This is a genomic window from Micromonospora sp. WMMD987, from assembly GCF_029581435.1.
In the GTDB taxonomy this organism is placed as follows: Bacteria; Actinomycetota; Actinomycetes; order Mycobacteriales; family Micromonosporaceae; genus Micromonospora; species Micromonospora rifamycinica.
This window is the reverse complement of the sequence record NZ_CP120861.1, coordinates 1,399,277-1,419,906: the sequence shown is the minus strand read 5'-3', so window position 1 is coordinate 1,419,906 and position 20,630 is coordinate 1,399,277. Positions and strand designations below refer to the sequence as shown.

Below are 20,630 nucleotides of genomic sequence, written 5' to 3'. Positions count from 1 at the left end.
TACGGCCAGTCGCACACCGGTATCCGACTGGGATGGGCGCTACCGTCGTCAGTGCCGCTGCCCGGTGGTCAGCCCTCCGGCCGGGCGAAAGCCGTCGGCCGACCGGAGTCGGCGGCGGTCGACAGGGCCTCGACGAGCAGCGCGCAGCGGTACCCGTCGGCGAAGTCCGCGGCCGATTCCCGGACCGAGGTGCCGCCCGCCACCGCGCGCAGGAAGTGCGCGGCCTGATGGGTGAAGGTCTCGGTCCAGCTGACCGGATGGCCCGGCTCCGGCCACCACATCGCCATGAAGGGGTCGGTGGGCCGGGTCACCTCGATGACCGTCGCGCGGTGCCCCGGGGTGATGCTCCACAGCTCGTTCAGCCGCGGTGACTCCCAGCGCAGCGCGCCCTTGGTGCCGGTGACGGTGAAGCGGCACTCGCTCGTGACCCCACCGGCCACCCGGGAGCCCCGCACCGTGCCGTGCGCACCGGAGCGGAACTGCAACGTCCCGCTGAAGAAGTCGTCCAGCACCGCCGGGGACGGGTTGAGCTTGCCCCGCTGCGCCTGCACGGTCGTCGGTTCACCGGCGAACCACAGCGCCAGGTCCAGGATGTGCGGTCCGAGACCGAGCAGCGCGCCGTCCTGCGGCGGGGGCGGCCACACCGCGACGTCGTCGGCGTCGTGCTCCGGCAGGCCGATGGATTCCAGGAAGGAGCCGTCGAAGGCGACGACCTGGCCGATCTCACCGGCGGCGACGAGATCGTGCGCGAGCCGGACGGCCGGCGCGAAGCGGAAGTTGAAGCCGCACTGGTGCACCACCCCGGCCGCTTCCGCCGCCTGCCACATCTCGTAGGCGTCGGCCGCCGTCGCGGCCAGCGGCTTCTCGCACAGCACGGCGTGACCGGCCCCGATGGCGGCCATGGTCGCGGCGTGGTGCAGCTCCGTGGGCAGGACCACGTCCACGGCCGACAGCCCCGGACCGTCGAGCTGCGCCCGCCAGTCCGTGAACGCCTCCCGGTAGCGGTACTGCGCGGCGGACCGGCGGGTCCGGTCGGGGTCACGGCCCGAGATCGACCGCAGCTCCACCGGCGGCAGGTCCGGCACCAGCAGACCCGCGACCACCAGACCGAGCGTGTGCGCCCGGCCCATGAAGCCGTTGCCGACCATGGCCACGGCGACAGGATCGGCCGGTGCGCGCGCGATGTCGTCCCCCACGTCTCCGAACCTACCTACGGGATTTGGACCGATCAATGGAATGCTCCTCCCCTGGGACGACCCGCCGTCAGAGGGCCGGGTCGATGTCGACCCGCAGCCCGCCCAGACCCCGGTCACGCGGCAGGTTCACCGCGTGCGCGGTCGGCAGGCCCGAGGGCTTGGCGTCGTTGACGACCACCCGCTCCCCCAGCGGCAGCCCGAACATCGCCCGGTCCACCCGCAGGCCGAGACGGGCCAGCAGGTCCAGGGTCCTCACCCGTTCGCTCTCCGGACGACCGGTCATCACCACCACGACGTCGTCCGGGGCGATCTGCGCCCAGAAGCCGACCGCGCCGTCGAGGACCTCGTCCTCGCCGCCGAGGTAGGCGTTGTGCCGGAACACCACGCCGTCGAGGTCGACGATCCACACCTTGGGAAGCTCGCTGAGCGTCAGCCTGGGCACTGTCACGCGGCCTTCTCCAGCAGATAGACGCCCTGGTAGAAGGCGCCCATGGCGGAATCCACGTCGTCCAGCGCGTACCCGGTCAGGGACAGCCAGATGAGGGCGTGGATGACGTCGACGTCGGAGCCGAACCGGGCGGTACGTTCCCGGACCAGCGGACCCTGCCGTTCCCACCCGTTCGAGGCGATCCGCAGCGTGACGACCTCACCGGCGACGGTCAGCGCGAAGTTGCGGCGGTTGAACTGGTCGTAGTTCCCCTCGACCGAGTACAGCAGCTTCGACCAGTCGTACCGGGGGTCGCCGTAGCAGGTGGCCCGGCCGAACGTCCCCCGTGGATCGATCAGCCAGATGCCGCCGGCCCGGTCGACGAGGGTGTTGGAGAACGTCGGATCGCCGTGGATGAGCGCGTGGTCGACCGCGGGCAACCGGTCCATCGTGGCGGCGAACCAGTCCGCGTGGCGGGGGTGCAGCGGGTTGCGGCAGGTACGCCCGTTGATGACCAGCGAGGGCCGGTCGACGTTGGGCAGCAGGCGGCGGACCGAGGACAGCCGGCTGACCGTCTTCTCGTGGTAGACCATCCGGTCCGACTCCGGATCGGGTGACGCCGGGCTGAGGTCGTGCAACCGCGCGAAGCAGTCCATGATGTCGTCGACCACCCGCGCCTGGTCGTCCGGTGCCAGGTCCAGGTCGAACGGGTGGACGCCGTCGATGCGCTCGATGGTCAGCGGCGACCGGCCGCGCAGCCGCGGGACGTGCGGGAACCCCAGTCCGGTGACCGTCTCGTACCAGTGCGCCTCGGCCTCGACGAGATGGTCGTACTGCCGCAACCGGGCCGCCTTGACCACCACCTCGTCCCTGATCTCCACCTCGTTGAAGAAGCGGGCCGTCTGCCCGCCGTGCTCCTGCGCGTACGCGTGCACCGCCTCCAGGGTGCCGAACTCCCGCATCCCGGGCACCACCACGGTGTCGACGGGGGTCGACGACGTCCGTAGGTGCCGGACGAACTCGCCCCGCTCCGGCAGGTCGGGCAGGTGTCTCCCCGACGGGACCGCGAACAGGCCGGCCACCCCACGGCGGTCCGACGGCACCTCCACCAGCCGGCCCCGGTCGTCGACGCTCCAGCGGCAGCGGAACCGGTCGCTCAGGCCGACCAGCACCCGGTCGCCCAGTTCGGCGGTGGGGAACTCCGCGAAGAACAGGTCGCACCAGAGGATCAGGAAGGCCGAGTCCGCGTCCACGGTGGACACCGCTGTCGACAGCCCGCCCAGGGTGCCCTCGCCCGTCGCCCGGACGACGACGTGGTCGACCTTCGGGGGAACCGTCGCCAGGTACGCCGCCAGCACGTCGGCGTGGTGGTCCGCGACGATGACGAACCGGGCCCGGGGCAGCTGGCGGAAGAGCCGGTACAGCAGCGGCTCGCCGTCGACCGAAAGCAGGCACTTGGGCTTGTTGGCCGTGAGCCGGCCCAGCCGGGAGCCGCGTCCACCGGCCTGCACGATCACCGAGGGGATCTCGTCCAGCCTCATCTGACCCGCACCGGTCCGAGGCCGATGGTGCCGCCCGGGTGGGTCCTGCGGAAGGCCGATTCCGACAGGCCCGCCGCACTGGCGAGCTCGGCGGCGAGCGACTGGAGCAGGCCGAGGAAGCAGACCGAGGAGGCGGTCGGCGCCAGGTCGAGGTGGTCCGCCTCGCTCACCATCGGGACGTGGACCGCACCGCGGCAGCTGGACGCCAGCGTGGAGCCGGGCGCCGAGTGGATGGCGAGCGTGTTGGAGTGGCCGACCTGCCGGCACGCGTCCAGGAAACGCAGGAGTTCCGGCGTCTCACCGCTCTTGGAGATGAGGATCAGCAGATCCTCCGGCCGAAACAGGCCCATGCCACCGTGCAGTGCCGCGATCGGGTCGGCGCTGACCGCCCGCAGGGACAGCGAACTGAACGTCGAGGCCACCTTGTCGGCCAGCACCAGGTTTTGCCCGACGCCGCTGAAAATCAGCAGGCCGGTGCAGCGCCGCACCATTTCCACGGCCCGGTCGACCTCGGACTCGTCGAGATTGTCGGCCGTGTGCTGGAGGTTCTCAATCTGGCATCGCAGACTCTCTCGCCAGGATCCGTTTCGAGCTGACAATGTATTCCAGCCTCACCGGCGGCGCCCGCCGCCTTGCTCCTTACTACCCTTCGGCCACTGCCGGTGCAAGGGTCCGCACTTCCGCCGGCTAATGGTCCGCGAACCGGTTTATCATTTGTTCGACGTGCCGTTCGTAACTGTGGTTGTCGACGAGGTACTTCTCGAGTTCCGCCGGCTGAGCGAAGCGCCGCGGATCGGCCATCACCCGGTCCAGGGCGGCCTTCAACGCGGTGGCGTCGCCGGTCGGCACCACCAGGCTGGCGGCCAGCTCCGGCAGCTGCGTGCGCAGCTCCTCGGTCACGACGATCGGCTTGGCGAAGGTCAGCGCGTGGACCAGCGCGCCCGAGACGCCGCCGTGCGCCTCGAAGCCGGACAGGTAGGGGAACACCACGACGGCCGCCCCGGCGATGAGCTGGTCCAGCCGATGGTCGTCGACCCACCCGGGTTCCCACGACACCCGCGCCCGGGGGAACTCCTCGGCCAGCCAGTCCGCGTCCCCGGGCACCTCCAGCTTCCCGCCGATCCGCAGCCGGTGGTCGCCCGGGCCGACCGCTTCGAGCAGCACCCGGATGCCCTTGTACCGGTTCCCCCGTCCGATCAGCAGGACGTACGGCTCGTCGTCGGTGGTCGCCGCCCCCGCGGCGGCGAAGCGACGCCGGATCGCCTCCCCGGTCGCCGCCGGCCAGCCCAGGTGGACGATCCGGTCGGCCGGTATCCACCGGGACGCCTGGCGGAGACCGGCCGAGGTGTGCACGACGATCGGATCCGTGGGCGCGAGCCGCCGCAGGACGCCGACCGCGTCGCCCTGCTTGACCGCGTTGATGCCCCCCATGGTGCCCTCGATCGCGCCCGGACGGTGCAGCGTGTGGGCCATCCGGATGCCGTGCCGCGCGATCGGGAAGGCGTCCCAGTTCTCGTCGAGGAACAGGTTGACCAGGACGTCGGCTCCCCGCCGGACCGCGTCCGCGCAGGCCGTCTCGAGGTTGGTCCGGGCCGGCCCCGGGGTGCGGTCCACGTCGCCGGTCACCGGGTGGTGGATCAGCTCGGTCAGCTCCCGTCGACCCTCCAGGAAGCCGTCCGGGCAGTAGATGGGCGCCCGCGCCGCCCGGCCCAGGCCGACGATGTGGTCCGGGTGGTGACCCGGCACCTCTCCGTAGTCGTCGAAGAAGGCGAGCCTCATCGGCCGACCCCTGTGGATTCACGCATCTCGTCCGTCCTCACCATCGTTGTGTGTCCCGCTGGCGGGACCGGTCGGTCAGATCCGGCCGTCCCGGACCGCCGTGGCGATCCACGGGATCACCACGTCGAGCATCTCGTCGAGACTGGTGGTCGCGGTGAAACCGAGGAGCTTCGCCGCCTTGCCGACGTCCGGCACCCGCAGCTGGACGTCGTGCGCGAAGGGCGTGTCGTGGACCAGCCGGAGGGGCACCGACGGCCCCTTGACCTTGCGCCAGATGGCCTCGGCCAGCTCGGCGACCGTGGTGGACTCGGCGGTGGAGAGGTTGAAGTCCTCGTTCAGCGCGGCCGGGTGTTCCATCGCGACCACGATGCCGCGGGCGAGATCGGCACCGTAGGTGTAGTGCCTGACCTGCCGGCCGTCGCCGAGGACGTGCAACGGATCCTGGCCCTTGAGGACCTTCTGCACCAGGTCCGGCACCACGTGGGACATCGCGAGCTTGACGTTGCCCGAGTGGACGTCGTGGTGCCCGAGGGCACGGGTCTCCCCGATGCCCACGCAGTTGAACGGCCGCACGATGGTGTACGGCAGCCCGTACTGTTGGTGCGCCGCGCGGGCGTAGTACTCGACCGCCAGCTTCTGGAAGCCGTACGACGACACCGGCGGGGGGACGCGGCGTTCGTCACCCTCCTGCGACGGCCACCGGTCGGTGGACTCGAACACCATGGACGACGACAGGTAGGTCACCTTCCGCAACCGGCCCTCCCGGTGCGCCCGGATGGCGGCGTCGCAGGACGACGCCATGATCCGTTCGTTGGTGGCGAGCAGGTCGTAGGCGTACCGGTGGAAGTAGGAGATCCCCCCGATCATCGCCGCCCCGGCGATGAAGTGGTCACAGTCGGTGAGCAGCTCCGACAGCAGGTCCGTGTCGCGGGCGTCGCCCTCGACGAAACGGTACGACGGGTGGCGGTCGTACCCGCGGGAGACCCGGCCGTACTTCGAGTAGTTGTCGATGCCGACGACCTCGTGTCCCCGGCTCAGCAACTCCTCGACCAGGTAGCCACCGATGAATCCGGCCGATCCGCTGACCAGCACCTTCGGCATCCGCCGCGCCTCCGTCCATCGATGTTTACGAGCCGGTCCGGAAACCGGCGTCCCCTGCGCCGTCGTCGGCGGTCAGATCAGTACGCCCCGGCCGGTCAGGCCCCAGATGTCGATCACCGGGGTGGTGGCGGGAAGGTCGCGGTACTGCTCGTGCGGGGCGGCGATGACGAGCAGTTCCGCGTCGGCGAGCACCCGCTCGTGCGGCACCAGCCGTTGGTCGTCGACGAAGGGGTCGGCACACAGCACCGCCGCCGCCTTGAGGAGCAGGATCTTGCGGAGCCGGTAGGCCAGGGACTCCCGGGGGTCGTCGCTGCCGCCCTTGAAGGCCATGCCCAGGATGCCGACCCGCATGGTGGCCAGGTCGAACCGCTCCTCCAGCCGGGCCACCACGTAGTTGGGCAGCCCCTCGTTGACCAGCATCGCGGAGTGCCCGAGCGGGAAGTTGTTGCCGTTGAACGCCGCGAGCTGCATGGTGTCCTTGAACAGGCAGGGTCCGGCCGCGAACCCCGGGCCGGGCAGGTCGGCCGCCCGCGGGTAGTCGTACCGGATCGCCTGCCGGACCCGCTCGAAGTCGAGACCCGAGTCGTTCGCGATCATCCAGAACTGGTTCGCCGCCGCGAACTTGATGTAGCGCCAGCTGTTGGTGAACAGCTTGGCCAGCTCCGCCTCCTCCGGGGTGAGCGGCACGATCTCCGGGGTCAGCACGCGGAACAGCGCCGCGGCCCGCTCGAACGCCCGCGGTGTCCGTCCGCCGACGATCTGCGGGAGGTCGAAGAGTTCCACCAGCGCCCGACCCTCGGCGATGCGTTCCGGGCAGAAGGCCACGTCCACGTCCGACAGGCCCAGGCCCGCGATCAGCCGCTCGGCCATCGCGGTGACCCCCGGGTAGACGGTCGAGCGCAGGGCGACGAAGTGGCCGGGGCGCAGGAACGGGGCATAGCGTTCCAGGGCCGTCGACACGGCGGTCACGTCGGGGCTGAGGTGCTCGTCCACCGGCGTGCCGACCACCACGACGAGGTGCTCCGACCCGCTCACGCAGGACGGGTCGACGGTGGCCCGCAGCGCGCCGGAGGCGAGCACGGAGGCCAGCAGCTCGTCGGCGCCGGGCTCGGCGAAGGGCATCCGACCCGAGTTCACCAGGTCGACCGCGACGCCGTTGACATCGCACAGGACGACCGAGAGGCCGCGTGCCGCGAAGGCCAGCCCCAGCGGCAGACCGACGCGCCCGCACCCGCCGATGATCGCGACGTCGGTGACGAACCGGGACGTGTCCACTGCTCTCCCCTCGACGAGTTGACCAATATCGATCATCGAAGCGGTGGCGCATCCCTCTCGTATCACCGGTCCACGAGGGGGACTCTATCGATCACCGGCAGCTCAGGCAATCATGCTGATCCATGCCAAACCAAGATCGGAATCAATGGTGTCGCATCCGGCAAAGCAGCCAGAACACCGCCGGGCGTCCACCCCCATGGTGATCTTTTCCCGCAGGCCAGCGGCACATCGCCCGGCTTGTTGCTCTTGACTTTCCCCGGTGGTTTCCGGCGAGAATGGATCTCTCGCCTATGGACGATCTTGTTCGGGAGAGTGGGGTACGCCGACGTGCCCCGACCCCCTGCGCCCACCCGATGCCAGGCACGAGCGACGGTAACGGTAGAGGTCGGTGATACCGGATGGACTTCCGACGCTGCACCGGACACGGGCACCGGCCACCGGGCCGGACTCCCGCCGGAATCCCCACCCGACGTGCGGTCGACCAGACCCTCCGTCCGACCGACGACCTACCGGACGGCTGCGGATGACGCCGACGGTCCCGACGAGGGAAGGCGGTGACGTGGCGGTGCACACCTCCGCCCAGGCGCAGGACACCCGGAACGGGCCACCGAAGACCGCGTCGATCGACGTGCAGTTCGACATCCTCGCGACACCACGCACCGGGATCGAATTCCCCGAACACCTGCCGTACGAGAAGTGGCTCGGCATCGGCCGGCGGCTGGCGGCGGTCAGCACCTGGTCGGCCTGGTGCCTGGGCGACTGGCTGCTCTACGGAGAAACCGCGTACAGCGGGCGCTACAGCGACGCCATCGAGCAGACCTCACTCGACTACCAGACCCTGCGCAACTACGTCTGGGTGGCCCGGCGCTTCCCGCTGTCCCGGCGGCGCGACGCGCTCAGCTTCGCCCACCACGCGGAGGTCGCCCGGCTGAGCGAGCACGAACAGGATTTCTGGCTACGCAAGGCCGAGAAGCTCTCGTGGTCGAGGAACCGGTTGCGCAAGGAGGTCCGGGCCAGCATCGCGGAACGATCCGCCGAGGCGACCCCGCCGGGCCCCGACGAGGCGCACCTGGACGACCGGGACCGGGCCGGCGACAGCACCCACATCAAGGTGCGGTTGTCGCCGGAGCAGATCCGGTCGTACAGCGCGGTGGCCGAGAAGCTCGGCCACAGCCTGGAGGAGTGGGCGGTCGGCGCGCTCGACCGGGCCGCCCGCGAGGAACTGGCGGTCGGCGGCCCCGACCGGCCCGCCGGCGAGACACCGGGCCGCCCCGGTGACTCCCGCCGGGGCGGCCTCTTCGCCGGAATCGGCTAGCCCGACCCCTCCCGCCACCTCGGGACACGAACGGCCATACTCGTCGCCGAGGGCACGCCGGTACCGGTGTCGTAGCGCTCGAACTGGTGGAAGTCGACCACGACGTGGAGGTGACCGAAGGGCTCGACCAAGCCCTCGGCCAGGTGCCGTAGGTGCGGCCGGGCGATCGCCCACGAGCTGTCAGGCGGCGCGGATCATCAACCTCCCCGCAACGTGAGTCACGCGTTGCAATGGGTGACCGTCTTTGGAATGCTCCCTTCGGTCGGCATCTGACACGACCCCGGGATGTGATCGGCGGTGACGCGTGCTGCGTCGGGTGAGCCACCCATCCACTTCTACGCCCACCAGTCGCGTGGCGGCGAGACTGGCGCACGCGAGGATTTCGAGCAGATGATCGCCCTCCTGGTGACCGCCGTACGCGGTGACGCCAGGCTGGTGTACGCGAACCCCGGCGACTGGGGCATCGACGCGCTGGTCGGCGAGCTCCATGGGCGGGTCACTATCTGGCAAGCCAAATACTTCATCGGTGGCGTGAAAGGCAGACACCGGGAGCAGATCGAGAAGTCCTTCAACTCGGCCTGGAGGAACGCGGACGAGAAGGGCTACGAGGTCGAGGAGTGGGTGCTCTGTGTGCCGTCCAGCCTCGACCCGGCACTCACCCGATGGTGGGATGCCTGGCGAGGCGAGCAGGAACGGGCCACCGGGGTTCGGCTGACGCTGTGGGACGAGACCGCGCTGCGCAACGAGCTGTACAAGCCGGCAGCCGCACACATCCGACGAGCGTTTTACCACCCCTACCGCGAAGCACCCACCGACGAATCCGACTGGCTCTCGTCGGCGCGGCCCGAACTCGTCGTACCGGAGTCACCAGTCAGGACGGACGTACGGACGCCGTGGCGGGGCGGCGACCAGCGGCGGCTGGGCGGAGTCGACTACCTGCTGCACGAGCCGACCGTCAACCAGATCGCCCCGGACCAGTCGTGGGTCTGGCGGGAGGCGACCGCCGACCGGCTGACCGATCTGCATCGGATCCGGCTTCGGCAGGTACAGCTGCTTCGGAGGGCGGCAGCGGGCGAGCAGCTCCGCGACGAGCTGCGCGGGCAGGGGCGCCTGTGGCACCGGATCGGTGGCCGGGCGGGCCTGCCGAGGCTGCTGGAAACAGTCGACGAGACCGGCGGCACGACGCTGGTCAGCGTGCTGCCGGCCGGGCCGACCTGGCGGCAGCGACTCGGTCCGGCCGCTGCCGGCGCACCGATCGGTCGCTTCAACGCCGCCGTGACGCTCGGCGCAGCTGTCGAGATCGCCACCGCCCTTACCGCGTTGCACGACGCCGGGCAGAGTCATCGGGCGCTGAGCCCGGACGGGGTGGTGCTGGCGAACAAGCCCCGGCGCGCGGTACTGGTCGACGCGGGCCTGGCCGGGATGACGGCTCGGCCCGGGGAGGGGCCGCCCGGGCACCAGGCACCGGAGCAGCACCGATCAACCACGGTCGGCAGGCCGGCCGACCTCTACCAGCTGGCGGCGCTGCTCTACTGGACGCTGACCGGGCATCCACCGTCGACCTACGGCTCGCCGCCGATCCGACTGACGCTGCCCGAGCTACCCGAGGAACTGGACAACCTGCTAGCCGACTGCCTCGACCCGGATGCGGACAACCGGCCGTCCGACCTCCGCGCGTTGGTGACCGCCCTGCGATCCGGCCATCGGCAGCTCTCCACGGATGGTGCCCGGTGAGTGCTCTTCCGTTCGTCCTGCGCCACCCGGTGGCCGTCATACCCTCCGACAAAGCTGCCGAGCAGCTCGCCAGGGCTGGCATCTACGACCCGGCCGTCCTCGTCGACCAACTGGGCCGGCTCGCGACGGCCGGTGCCCTACCGGCACGGATGGAGGTCGAACGCGACCGGTTGGTGGTCTACAGCCAGCGCTGGAAGGTCGGGTTCTACCTGAGCGGCAGGGAACGCGCCGCGCTCAAGCTCGCGGACGTGTCCCCGCTGTCCTTCAAGGATCAGGAGCAGTTGCTCAAGGGAGCGTTGCTGCTCCGCTGCGCACCCGGGTGGCACACGTTTCCGCACGTCCGTGACGTCGGCTCCCCGTACCGGGTGCCCTGGGCGGAGCTCTGCCATACCTGGGAGCGGCTCGGCGTCACCGGGTCCGCGGTGCCGGCCCTGCCAGCTCACCATGGTGGATTCCTCGATCTGCTCACCGAGGTCATTGAGGCGGTCCGGGACATCGAGATCGCCAAGCAGCAGGAGGATCTGGCACTGCCGTACCGGCGGGTGGACAGCGCGCGCGAGGAGCGCCGCTCCGCCCGTGGCGTCTACGTCTTTCACCTTCTGCGCCCCTGCGCGCTTGCCCAGGGTGCGCTGGTCTACGTTACCGATCAGCCGGACCTGCGCGGCCGGGTGCTGCGGGTCCGGGACCGGGACCGGGAGGTGACGGTCCGCTTCGACGGTGTCGTCGACTTCGCCCGGCTGCCCCAACAGGGTGCCCTCGGGGTGCTGCCCGGCGACCGGGTGCACCGGGCGCGGTTGGCAGCGGTGCAGACCCTGCGGGATCGGGAGGCGACGAACCCGCACCTGCTCACCCATCTGGTCGACCGCCAGCTGGCCCCGTACCGGCCGGATGTCACCGCCCAGCCGCGGGCCACGCTCGACGGCGACCAGCTGCGGGCGTTCCAGAGTGCGCTGACCGTTCCGGATCTGCTACTGGTGCTCGGCCCGCCCGGTACCGGCAAGACCACCACCATCACCGAGATGGTCGCCGTCAGTGCGGCCCGGCACCAGCGGGTCCTGGTCACCTCGCACACCAACCGGGCGGTCGACAACGTGCTCGAACGCCTACCGGCGTATGTTCGGGCGGTCCGGGTCGGCAACGAGGACGCGATGACCGCGCACGCCCGGGGCCTGATGGTCGAGGTCCAGGTCGAGACGCTGCGCAGGGAGATCCTGGCGACCACCGAAGGGAGCATGTCCCGGCTGACTCCGTTCACTGCGGCCGACGACGCCGCCGGCCGGTGGATGAGCTTCCTCACCACACAGCTCGGTGAGGCTCAGCTGGCCGACACCGAGGTGCAGGCACTCTCGGCCGAGCTGACGGCCGCGATGGATCGGGCGGTCCGCCCGCTCGCCACTCAGCTGGCCACCGCCGAACAGGAGCATCGGACGACCCGGGCCGAGCTGGAGCAACTGGGCGAGCGGGAGCATGGTGCCCGGCAGCGGCTGGCCGAGGTTCGTCGACGGGCGGCCGGTGGGCCGCTGGCCTTCCTCTTCCGCTGGCAACAGGGGTGGCGTGAGCGGCGCCTGAGCACGGTACGGGAGCAGCTCGCCGTGGCTGTCCGGGAGGCCGGCCGGGCCGAGCAGGCGTACGCGGAGATCCGAGCCCAGGCCGACGCGATCGCCGCCGCCGACCCCGAGGTCGGCAGTCGGGCGGCGGCGCGGGACGCCGCAGCCGAGGCGCGGGACAAGTTCCTGACCGAGGTGACGCGGGCGGCCGAGATGGTACGGGCGACACTGCGCCCGGTTGTCCCGGTCTCCACCGGTACGCCGGTCGACCTGCCCGGGTGGATGGCACTGCATCAGAAGCTCACCGCAGCCCTGGCCCTGGCCCGGTCCCGGGCTCGGCTGCTCGACCAGTGGCGGGCCGAGGTCACCGAGGCAGAGCAGGACCTGCACCGAGAGCTGCTACGGTACGCCGACGTGGTGGCCGCCACCTGCATCGGCACCGCCACCACAGCCCTCCTCGCCGGGCTGGACTTCGACCTGGCGATCGTCGACGAGGCCGGCCAGATCTCCACTCCGGACCTGTTGGTTCCACTGGTCCGGGCCCGCCGGGCGGTCCTGGTCGGGGACCACCACCAATTGCCGCCGTTCCTTGATCACGAGGTGGCGAGCTGGGCCGACAGCCTGCCGAGCGGCACGGCGCCATCGAATGCCGGGCAGATCCGCGATCTCCTCCGGCGCAGCGCGTTCGAGCGGCTCTACCAGGGTGTCGGCGACGCCAACCGAGTGATGCTGACGGTGCAGCGGCGGATGCCGGAGGTGCTGGCGCGGTTCGTCTCGACCTCGTTCTACGGCGGGGTGCTGCGCACCGAGCATCGCGCTGGGAGGCGGGACCCGCTGTTCCACTCGCCGATGGCGATGATCGACACATCGGATCGGCCGGCGCGCGAACGGGCGGAGCGGACCCCGCCCGCCGTCGACGCCTTTGAACAGGGCGGATACCTCAACGAGCTGGAGGCCCGGCTGATCGTACGCCTGCTGACCCGGCACGCTGACCACTACGGCAGTTGGGCGGTCATCGTGCCGTTTCGGGCTCAGGTGAAGCTGCTCGCCGAGCTGCTGACCAAGGAGTTGGGTGCGAACGCGGTGGCGGAGAACGTCGGTACCGTCGACTCCTTCCAGGGTGGCGAACGCGACCTGATCGTCTACGGCTTCACCCGGAGCAACCAGCACGGGAACATCGGCTTCTTGAAGGAACTGCGGCGGCTGAACGTGGCCATCACCCGGGCTCGCCGACAGATCGTCCTGGTCGGCGACACGACGACCCTGACCAACGCCCGGGATCCCGGCTTCGCCGCCCTGGCGAACTCCCTGGTGGTTCACCTGGGCGCGTTCGGGGAACGCCGTCCGTCCCGCGAGATCGAGGAGAAGCTCAATGGTTGAGCGGGTTGGTCAGGCGTCCCGGCAACACCGGTCCGGCGAGGCCTCGATCATCTACCCGGCGGTCCGGGCCGTCGAGCACGCTACCGCCGTTCCCGGGGTACGGCCGTCCCGCATCTTCTCGGTGTTGTGGCCCCTGTGGCAGGTGGAGACGACCGCACAGATCCAGGAGGAGCAGGACTACGAGATGCTGGACCGGTTCCTGGTCCGCGGCCTCATGGAGGGCGGGTTCACCAGGATCACCGAGCTGTGCCGCTTCTACGGGTTACCCCGTTCGCTGGTGGACCGGTGCCTGGCGTTCCTGTTCCTGATCGGGCATGTGGTGGTCGCCGATGAGGTCGTCACGCTCACCCCCCTCGGCCTGGACTCCGTTCGCGCCGGGATCCGCTACGTCACCAAGGAGAGCCGACAGAAGCTGCTGGTGGAGCGGTTCACCAGCAGCCCACTGCCCCGGCGCCACTACGACGGTTCACTGACCGTGCTGACCACCCCCAGGGTGCCGCCCGAGCAGGGCGGTGACCGGCTGAGATTCAAGCCGCTCTTCGCGCCGATGGTGTTCCAACCGGATATCATCGCCCAGCTCGCCCAGCGACCGGACCGACACGAGTTCAACCTACCCAAGCGGATGCGGGACCTGCAGGTGCTCGGTGCGCAGGACGCCTACCTGCCGGCGTACCTGATCGCATGCGCCGACCAGCGCCTGCTGGCATACAGCGGGGTGGCCGGCGAGCGGGACACCTTCCTCGAGCAGGTCTGCAACCAGCTACCGATGATCGGTCACCTGGTGGCCGCCGAGCGTACCGAGGATCCACAGACCATCTGGACCCGGTGGCTCGCAGACAGCAAGTTGAAGGGAACCCTGCGACAGTTGCCGAACGGGACCTGGCGGGCCACCCTCGCCACGGACAGCTTCGGTGACCCGCCCAGGTTGTCGAGGGCACAGGTCGGCTCGTACAGGCTGAGCAAGGGCTGTTTCCTGCAACTGTGGAGCAACGACACCGGGCTGCGGCGTAGGGCCGCAATGGAGCGGGTGCTGTCGATGACGAAGTCCCACGGCATGATCGGGGACCGGGCCGACCTCGTCGCGCATACGGCCTCGTTGGCCGAACGACTCGAGGTACCGGCCCCGACTCTCAAGGAGTTGCGGCGACACGCTCATCAGCACGGGCTGACCGACGCACTCGCCCGCCTCGACGAACTCGACTGAGGTCCCCTCGAAGGGTAGGTGGTGACGAACCGGTGTGCCAGGAGACGGCGGACCTCACCGAGGCGGGGCTACGAGGTGTTCGTGACCGGCACCCGCCGTGACCGCGGCTGCGACCAAACGATCAAGAAAAGCGGCACCTCTCCATGAGAAATGCCGCTTGACCTGCAGTAACACAAGGTGGAGCCGAGGGGACTCGAACCCCTGACCCCCACACTGCCAGTGTGGTGCGCTACCAGCTGCGCCACGGCCCCTTGCGGTCGTCCCGGTGTCCCGGGCACGGGGAGAACTATACACACGCCGTGCCGCATGGTCATCTCGCGGGGGGTACCCCCGGACGCCCCCGGGGACACCCGGTGGATCAGTTCAGCGCCACGTCCGGAGGGAAGTGCGCGACCGCCGCCATCATGCCGCCCTGCCGGCGCAGCACCATCGGCCAGAGGTCGTCCGGACGGTCGACGAAGGCGTCCCCGGGCAGCGCGTCGAGCACGAACCAGGAGCCGTCCTCGATCTCCTGCTCCAACTGCCCGGAGCCCCAGCCGGAGTAGCCGGCGAAGACCCGGATGCCGCCGATGCTGTCCCGCATCCGTTCCGGATCGACCGACAGGTCGACGGTGCCGACCGCACCGGAGATCGGCTGGAAGCCCTTCAGCCGCCGCATCGGGTGCCGCATCCGGGCCAGGCAGATCGCCGACTCCGGCTGCACGGGACCACCCTCGAAGAGCACCGCCGGGTGCCGGGCCAGGTCGCTCCACTCACCGAGGACGTCCGCGACCGGGACCTCGGTGGCCCGGTTGAGCACCACCCCGAGCGCCCCACCGGCCTCGTGGGCGACCAGCAGCACCACCGTGCGGTCGAAGTTCGGATCCTTGAGAGCCGGTGTCGCGACCAGCAGCCGCCCGGTCATCGACTCCACGGCACGACCGCTGATCGCCGGCCCCTCCCCCTGCGTCTCGGACATCGTCAGCCGCGCACCGGGTCCGACAACCGGGCACCAGCGACCATCCGTGCTGTCACCGCCATGCCTGGCACCATAGCCTGCACCCGGTGCGGTGGCTAAGGTCTGACCGACAGGTGATCGAGGGTGGTCGAGGGAGGGTCGATGGTTCCGACGGCGGACATCGCGGTGATCGGCGGTTCGGGGCTGTACGCGCTGCTCGACGACGCTACCGAACACCAGGTGGAGACCCCGTACGGCGCCCCCTCGGACGTGCTCACCATCGCCACGGTGGGCGGTCGGCCGGTGGCCTTCCTGCCCCGGCACGGGCGTGACCACCGCCACCCACCGCACCGGATCCCCTACCGGGCGAACCTGTGGGCGCTGCGGGCACTGGGGGTACGCCAGGTGCTCGCCCCCTGCGCCGTCGGCGGGCTCCGCCCCGACCTCGGCCCCGGCACGTTCGTGGTGCCCGACCAGCTGGTCGACCGCACCAGCGGCCGGGTGCAGACCTACTACGACCAGGGCGCGGTGCACGTGGCGTTCGGTGACCCGTACTGCCCGGTGGGACGGCGTGCGCTGCTCGACGCGGCAGCCGGGCGGGACGTGCCGGCGGTGGACGGCGGCACGGTGGTGGTGGTCGAGGGGCCCCGCTTCTCCACCCGCGCGGAGTCCCGCTGGTACGCCTCGATGGGCGGCGCGGTGGTCAACATGACCGGCCACCCGGAGGCCGTGCTCGCCCGCGAGCTCGCCCTCTGCTACACCTCCATCGCCCTGGTCACCGACCTGGACGCCGGGGTGGAGGCGGGCGACTCGGTCACCCAGGAGGAGGTCTTCCGGGTCTTCGGGGAGAACACCGACCGGCTGCGCGGCATCCTGTTGGACGCGGTGGCCGCCCTGCCGACCGACCGCGACTGCCCGTGCGGGCACGCGCTGGACGGCATCAGCACCCCGTTCCCGCTGCCCTGAGTGGTCGCCCGGCGTTCCTGCCGTACCCGATCGCGCCGCCGGCCGCGCAGCTCACCGGGCCCGCTGTCGTGCCGGTGGTCGACGCCCCGGTGGTCGACGCCCCGGTGGTCCGCCGCGGCGGGTGGGTGACGTGCGGGACGGATGCCCCGGCCGACGGCGGACGCCGCGAGCCGACAGGGCCGCGCCCGTCATGACCGCCGGTGCCGCACGGGGGGACGAAAGCCTCAGCGGGGGCCGAGAACGAGTACCCGGCCGGTGGCGACGTCGAGCACGGGGCGCGCACCGAGCGGTGCCGCCAGCGTCACCGTGACCGGTTTGAGCACCGCGAGATCGATGCACTCCCCGGTGCCCGGGACCGTCGCGCCGCCGACCACCACCACGTCGTCGTCCTCCCGGACCACGGCGGCGGGTCCGCTGTCGCAGGCGCCCAGGGCGACGTCGTACGTCAGGCGGTCGCCGTCGACCCGTCGGAGCCGGTCGACGCCGGCCACGCCGCCCGGGAGGGGCCGGGGCGGGGCCACCGGCTCGGGCACGGCGGTGACCGCCCGGGGGGCCACCGCGAGCCGGGCCACCGCAGTGGTCAGCTCCGCGACGGTGAACAACCAGGCCGGCACCGCCGCGACCCCCCGGCTGGTACGCACCTCGGCGGTGCCCAGGGTCACCCCGGTGACCGTGAGCGGGATACAGGCGGTGGCGGCCCGGGTGGCGACCGGGTCATCCGGCCTGCCGGTAGCGACCGGATCATCCGGCCTGCCGGCGGCGGTCGGGGAGGGAGCCCGGGGCACCCGGGGCCGACCCTCGCACGGCGGCGGATCCCCCTGGTCCAGTTGCCGGTACGCCTCGGCCGCACTGATCAGCGGGACGCTCAGGGCACCGTCCGGAAAGCGGATCGTGGCATCCGCGGGGACGGCGGTCGGGAGTTCGACCTGATCGCGGTACCAACCGGAGCGGAAGGCCACCTCGGTGTCGGCGTCGAAGCCCGGATCCCCGGTGAGCACGGTGGCGTCCTGCAACGGCAGGTACCCGGTCGACCAGTCGGGGCCGGGCCGCCACGCCCCGGCGACCTCGGTGGCCCGCCGGTCGAACGCCTCCCGCTGCCGCCCCGGGTCACCACCGCTCGCTCCCCCGGCCGACGCAGACGCACCCGCCACGGCCCCGTCCACCCCCGATCCACCCGGCACGGAGCCCGCCGGCGCGCACCCCGCCACCCCCACCAGGAGCCCCAGCCCCACCAGCCCAAGTCGCCGCATACCCCTGAGACGACCACCCACCCCCACCGGTTCCCTCCCTCCTCTCGCCCGCCGTGGTCCCGCCTCGTCGATCAAGAGGTTCAGGTCGACCGCCGGGATCGATCTGACCGGATTCTCTTGGTCGGAGAGACGAGGGCGAGTGCCCGGAGGGGGACCGCCTCCGGGAGGAAGGGGTGGGGACACGGATGCGCCCCGGTCCGGGGGACCGGGGCGCATCGTCTGGTGGAGGTGCCGGGAATCGAACCCGGGTCCTTCGCCGGTTTGTCAGGGCTTCTCCGAGCGCAGCTCGCTATGCCTCTACTCGGCCCCACCGCTCACGCGAGCAAGTTGGTGTGACGGGCCCAGTCGCTGATTGATCTCGCCGCACGGACCCCGCGACCGGGTCCGGTTGGCCAGCCTCCTAGCTGATGCCGGCTGACTGGGACGAAGGCGTTCCCAGGCCGACAGACTCACTACTCGCCTCAGGCGGCGAGAGCGAAGTCAGCGCGATTTTGCTTGGCGCTTATTGGTTTCCGACGACCGATTCTCGAGACGACGTCGGCTTCCTCGGCTCGCTTCCCCTGTCGCTGCGTACGAAGTCGAAACCAGTCACCCCCTCGACGGGCCACCGATGTGGTGGCTCCGACTAGACTAACGCCTGCCGCAACGGGTTTCATCCCGAGGCCCGGCTCGACGCGCCAGACCGGACATAAGGGCACTTATCAGTCGTCCATCCCCTTGCCCCGTCGACCGGACACCCGGGCGATCTCCCGGTCGGCGTCCCGCTTGGCGAGGTCCTGCCGCTTGTCGTACGACTTCTTGCCCTTGGCCAGGGCGATCTCCACCTTGGCCCAGCCGTCGGAGAAGTAGACCTGCAACGGGACCATGGTGAGGCCGCCCTCGCGGGTCTTGCCGACCAGCTTGTCGATCTCCAACCGCTTCAGCAGCAGCTTGCGGGTACGCCGGGGCTCGTGGTTGGTCCACGTGCCCTGGGTGTACTCCGGGATGTGCATGCCGTGCAGGTACAGCTCACCGTCGCGCTCCTGGGCGAAGGCGTCGACCAGCGAGGCCCGCCCGGCGCGCAGCGACTTGACCTCGGTGCCGGTCAACGCCATGCCCGCCTCGTAGGTGTCGAGGATGGCGTAGTCGTGGCGGGCCTTCCGGTTGGAGGCGACCACCTTGCGGCCCTTTTCCCGTGGCATCCGGCGCACCTCCCTCCTGGTACGCGCACCGACCGTCCGGCCGGTGAGCGGGGATCATGCTACCCGAACGACAAGGACCCTCCCCCGCCGTTTCTTCCCGGCCGGGGAGGGTCCTCACGGAGAGCCCCGGGGTGACTAGACCCGCAGGTAGAAGCGGAGCGTGACCCAGGCGGTGGCGGCGCTGATCAGACCACCGACCCCGGCCATCAGCGGGAACATCAGGAAGATGTCCGACCACTGGATCGGCGAGAGCAGCCCCTCCAGCGCCTTCAACGAACCGCTGAACAGCAACTGCTTGGCGCCGATCAGCGCGATCAGGCCCAGCAACGAACCGATCAGGCCGGCGACCACCGCCTCCAGCACGAACGGCGCCTGGATGAACCAGTTCGACGCGCCGACCAGCTTCATGACCGCGACCTCACGCCGCTTGCTGTACGCGGCCACCTGGATGGTGTTCGCCACCAGCAGCAGCGCGGCGATCGCCATCACCACGGCGGCGGCCAGCGCGATGTTCTGGATCGCGGTGAGCACGTTGAAGATCTTGTCCAGCAGCCGGCTCTGGTCGACGATCACGTCGACCCCCTCGGTGCCCTGGTACTGGTCGTAGATGTTCTTGTACTGCTCCGGGTTGACCAGCTTCAGCCGGAACGACTCGGGCAGCAGGTCCGGCTTCACGGCGTTCACCAGGTCGGGCGCGTCCTGGTACATCTCCTTGAAGGTCTTGTACGCCTCGTCCTTGTTGACGTAGAGGACCTCCTTGACCAGGGGGTCGCTCTTCAACTTGGCGTCGAGGTCGGTGCGCTGCTGCTCGGTGACGTCGGTCTTCAGGAAGATCGAGACTTCGACGTTCTTGTAGTAGAGGTCCTTCATGTCGCCGACCTGCTTGTACATCAGGCCACTGGCGCCGAGCATGGTCAGCGAGACCGCCATCGTGATGATCATCGCGATGGTCATGGTCACGTTGCGCCACAGTCCGACCAGCACTTCGGACAGGACGTACTTCATCCGCATCGGGTGTTCCTCCGGCTCTCCGGCGTGAGGTGTTCGTCGTCAGGTCGTACGGCAGGGGTGGAGCGTCGGCTCACCCGTAGACGCCGCGCGCCTGGTCGCGCACGATACGGCCGCTCTCGATCTCGACGACCCGGCGGCGCATCTGGTTCACGATGTTGGAGTCGTGCGTGACCATCACGACGGTCGTGCCGGTGCGGTTGATCCGGTCCAGCAGGCGCATGATCTCGATCGAGGTGTCCGGGTCCAGGTTTCCGGTCGGCTCGTCCGCCAGCAGGATCAGCGGGCGGTTCACGAACGCCCGCGCGACCGCGACCCGCTGCTGCTCACCACCGGAGAGCTCGTGCGGGTACCGGTGCTCCTTGCCACCGAGACCGACCAACTCCAGCACCTCGGGCACGACCCGGCGGGCCACCGCCTTGGTCTTGCCGATCACCTCCAGGGCGAACGCCACGTTCTCGTAGGCGGTGCGGTTCGGCAGCAGCCGGAAGTCCTGGAAGACACAGCCGATGGAACGCCGGAAGTGGGGTCGCTTCCAGGACCGCATCGAGGTGACGTCCTTGCCGTTGACGACGACGCGGCCCTTGTTGGGGGCGACCTCGTGCAGCAGCATCTTGATGATCGTGGACTTACCGGAGCCGGATGGCCCGATGAAGAAGACGAACTCGCCCTTCTCGATCGAGACGGACACGTTGTCGAGCGAAGGCCGGGACGCCTTCGGGTACGTCTTCGTCACTTGCTCAAGCTGAATCACGGGTGGTGAGTCTACGCGGTGTAACCGCAGAGCCA

Annotated in this window: 17 protein-coding genes, 1 tRNA gene and 1 other RNA gene; 5 read left to right on the top strand and 14 right to left on the bottom strand. The window is 70.3% G+C overall.

Annotated features, from left to right (window positions below; all coding sequences use genetic code 11):
* Nucleotides 1-68 precede the first annotated feature (68 nt).
* The 7 genes from O7612_RS06310 to O7612_RS06280 form a co-directional block, all read right to left on the bottom strand.
* On the bottom strand, nt 69-1,196 hold the full coding sequence (locus O7612_RS06310; RefSeq protein WP_282271274.1) for a Gfo/Idh/MocA family oxidoreductase: 1,128 nt from the start codon (nt 1,194-1,196) through the stop codon (nt 69-71).
* Between the two features lie 67 nt (nt 1,197-1,263).
* Nucleotides 1,264-1,644, bottom strand: a complete 381-nt coding sequence (locus O7612_RS06305) for a hypothetical protein (protein ID WP_282271272.1) — start codon at nt 1,642-1,644, stop codon at nt 1,264-1,266.
* A complete protein-coding gene (locus tag O7612_RS06300) occupies nt 1,641-3,164 on the bottom strand; it encodes an NTP transferase domain-containing protein (RefSeq protein WP_282271270.1) in 1,524 nt (507 codons plus the stop codon). The genes O7612_RS06305 and O7612_RS06300 overlap by 4 nt, the downstream gene beginning before the upstream one ends.
* Complete coding sequence (locus O7612_RS06295; protein WP_282273823.1) at nt 3,161-3,655, bottom strand: SIS domain-containing protein; 495 nt, start codon at nt 3,653-3,655, stop codon at nt 3,161-3,163. The genes O7612_RS06300 and O7612_RS06295 overlap by 4 nt, the downstream gene beginning before the upstream one ends.
* Nucleotides 3,656-3,851: 196 nt before the next feature.
* Nucleotides 3,852-4,943 (bottom strand): glycosyltransferase family 4 protein, encoded by a 1,092-nt coding sequence (locus tag O7612_RS06290; protein WP_282271268.1) that lies wholly within the window; start codon nt 4,941-4,943, stop codon nt 3,852-3,854.
* Between the two features lie 75 nt (nt 4,944-5,018).
* Entirely contained in the window at nt 5,019-6,044 is a 1,026-nt protein-coding gene (locus tag O7612_RS06285; protein WP_282271266.1) for an NAD-dependent epimerase/dehydratase family protein, read from the bottom strand.
* A gap of 72 nt (nt 6,045-6,116) precedes the next feature.
* Nucleotides 6,117-7,319, bottom strand: coding sequence for a nucleotide sugar dehydrogenase (locus O7612_RS06280; RefSeq protein ID WP_282271262.1), 1,203 nt, complete (start codon nt 7,317-7,319; stop codon nt 6,117-6,119).
* A gap of 559 nt (nt 7,320-7,878) precedes the next feature.
* On the opposite strand from O7612_RS06280, the gene O7612_RS06275 reads away from it, so the two are divergent.
* The 4 genes from O7612_RS06275 (at nt 7,879) to O7612_RS06260 (ending at nt 14,499) form a co-directional block, all read left to right on the top strand.
* The gene (locus tag O7612_RS06275) at nt 7,879-8,634 is read left to right on the top strand and encodes an LmbU family transcriptional regulator (RefSeq protein WP_282271260.1); all 756 of its coding nucleotides are present in this window, start codon (nt 7,879-7,881) and stop codon (nt 8,632-8,634) included.
* 297 nt (nt 8,635-8,931) lie between these two features.
* The gene (locus O7612_RS06270) at nt 8,932-10,368 is read left to right on the top strand and encodes a serine/threonine protein kinase (RefSeq protein WP_282271258.1); all 1,437 of its coding nucleotides are present in this window, start codon (nt 8,932-8,934) and stop codon (nt 10,366-10,368) included.
* On the top strand, nt 10,365-13,295 hold the full coding sequence (locus tag O7612_RS06265) for an AAA domain-containing protein (RefSeq protein WP_282271256.1): 2,931 nt from the start codon (nt 10,365-10,367) through the stop codon (nt 13,293-13,295). Before O7612_RS06270 ends, O7612_RS06265 begins: the two co-directional genes overlap by 4 nt.
* On the top strand, nt 13,288-14,499 hold the full coding sequence (locus tag O7612_RS06260) for a hypothetical protein (protein WP_282271254.1): 1,212 nt from the start codon (nt 13,288-13,290) through the stop codon (nt 14,497-14,499). Before O7612_RS06265 ends, O7612_RS06260 begins: the two co-directional genes overlap by 8 nt.
* A 178-nt stretch (nt 14,500-14,677) precedes the next feature.
* Here O7612_RS06260 and O7612_RS06255 read toward each other — a convergent pair.
* Both O7612_RS06255 and O7612_RS06250 read right to left on the bottom strand, forming a co-directional pair.
* Nucleotides 14,678-14,750 (bottom strand) — tRNA-Ala (locus tag O7612_RS06255).
* Nucleotides 14,751-14,857: 107 nt separating this feature from the next.
* Nucleotides 14,858-15,457 carry a YqgE/AlgH family protein gene (locus O7612_RS06250; RefSeq protein WP_282271252.1) on the bottom strand — a complete coding sequence of 200 codons (600 nt, stop codon included), beginning with the start codon at nt 15,455-15,457 and terminating at the stop codon, nt 14,858-14,860.
* 141 nt (nt 15,458-15,598) lie between these two features.
* Between O7612_RS06250 and O7612_RS06245 the strand changes: the two genes are divergently transcribed.
* Nucleotides 15,599-16,402: an S-methyl-5'-thioadenosine phosphorylase gene (locus O7612_RS06245; RefSeq protein WP_282271250.1), complete on the top strand. Its 804-nt coding sequence runs from the start codon at nt 15,599-15,601 to the stop codon at nt 16,400-16,402.
* A 224-nt stretch (nt 16,403-16,626) separates the two neighbouring features.
* On the opposite strand, the gene O7612_RS06240 is transcribed toward O7612_RS06245, so the two are convergent.
* The 5 genes from O7612_RS06240 to ftsE all read right to left on the bottom strand — a co-directional run bounded on the left by O7612_RS06240 (nt 16,627) and on the right by ftsE (nt 20,595).
* Nucleotides 16,627-17,652: a hypothetical protein gene (locus O7612_RS06240; RefSeq protein WP_282271247.1), complete on the bottom strand. Its 1,026-nt coding sequence runs from the start codon at nt 17,650-17,652 to the stop codon at nt 16,627-16,629.
* A 220-nt stretch (nt 17,653-17,872) separates the two neighbouring features.
* Nucleotides 17,873-18,248, bottom strand: a transfer-messenger RNA (tmRNA) gene (gene ssrA / locus O7612_RS06235).
* A gap of 105 nt (nt 18,249-18,353) precedes the next feature.
* Nucleotides 18,354-18,833 (bottom strand): SsrA-binding protein SmpB, encoded by a 480-nt coding sequence (gene smpB, locus O7612_RS06230; protein ID WP_282271245.1) that lies wholly within the window; start codon nt 18,831-18,833, stop codon nt 18,354-18,356.
* 135 nt (nt 18,834-18,968) lie between these two features.
* A complete protein-coding gene (gene ftsX, locus O7612_RS06225) occupies nt 18,969-19,844 on the bottom strand; it encodes a permease-like cell division protein FtsX (RefSeq protein WP_067306172.1) in 876 nt (291 codons plus the stop codon).
* 70 nt (nt 19,845-19,914) lie between these two features.
* Nucleotides 19,915-20,595, bottom strand: a complete 681-nt coding sequence (gene ftsE, locus O7612_RS06220) for a cell division ATP-binding protein FtsE (protein WP_030331491.1) — start codon at nt 20,593-20,595, stop codon at nt 19,915-19,917.
* Nucleotides 20,596-20,630 lie beyond the last annotated feature (35 nt).

What these genes read in the sequence shown, in the direction of transcription:
- O7612_RS06260 (WP_282271254.1), top strand. Translation starts at nt 13,288, where the DNA reads ATGGTTGAGCGGGTTGGTCAGGCGTCCCGGCAACACCGGTCCGGCGAG.
- O7612_RS06240 (WP_282271247.1), bottom strand. Translation starts at nt 17,652, where the DNA reads ATGCGGCGACTTGGGCTGGTGGGGCTGGGGCTCCTGGTGGGGGTGGCG.
- O7612_RS06290 (WP_282271268.1), bottom strand. Translation starts at nt 4,943, where the DNA reads ATGAGGCTCGCCTTCTTCGACGACTACGGAGAGGTGCCGGGTCACCAC.
- O7612_RS06300 (WP_282271270.1), bottom strand. Translation starts at nt 3,164, where the DNA reads ATGAGGCTGGACGAGATCCCCTCGGTGATCGTGCAGGCCGGTGGACGC.
- O7612_RS06285 (WP_282271266.1), bottom strand. Translation starts at nt 6,044, where the DNA reads ATGCCGAAGGTGCTGGTCAGCGGATCGGCCGGATTCATCGGTGGCTAC.
- ftsX (WP_067306172.1), bottom strand. Translation starts at nt 19,844, where the DNA reads ATGCGGATGAAGTACGTCCTGTCCGAAGTGCTGGTCGGACTGTGGCGC.
- O7612_RS06250 (WP_282271252.1), bottom strand. Translation starts at nt 15,457, where the DNA reads ATGTCCGAGACGCAGGGGGAGGGGCCGGCGATCAGCGGTCGTGCCGTG.
- smpB (WP_282271245.1), bottom strand. Translation starts at nt 18,833, where the DNA reads ATGCCACGGGAAAAGGGCCGCAAGGTGGTCGCCTCCAACCGGAAGGCC.
- O7612_RS06295 (WP_282273823.1), bottom strand. Translation starts at nt 3,655, where the DNA reads ATGGTGCGGCGCTGCACCGGCCTGCTGATTTTCAGCGGCGTCGGGCAA.
- O7612_RS06245 (WP_282271250.1), top strand. Translation starts at nt 15,599, where the DNA reads ATGGTTCCGACGGCGGACATCGCGGTGATCGGCGGTTCGGGGCTGTAC.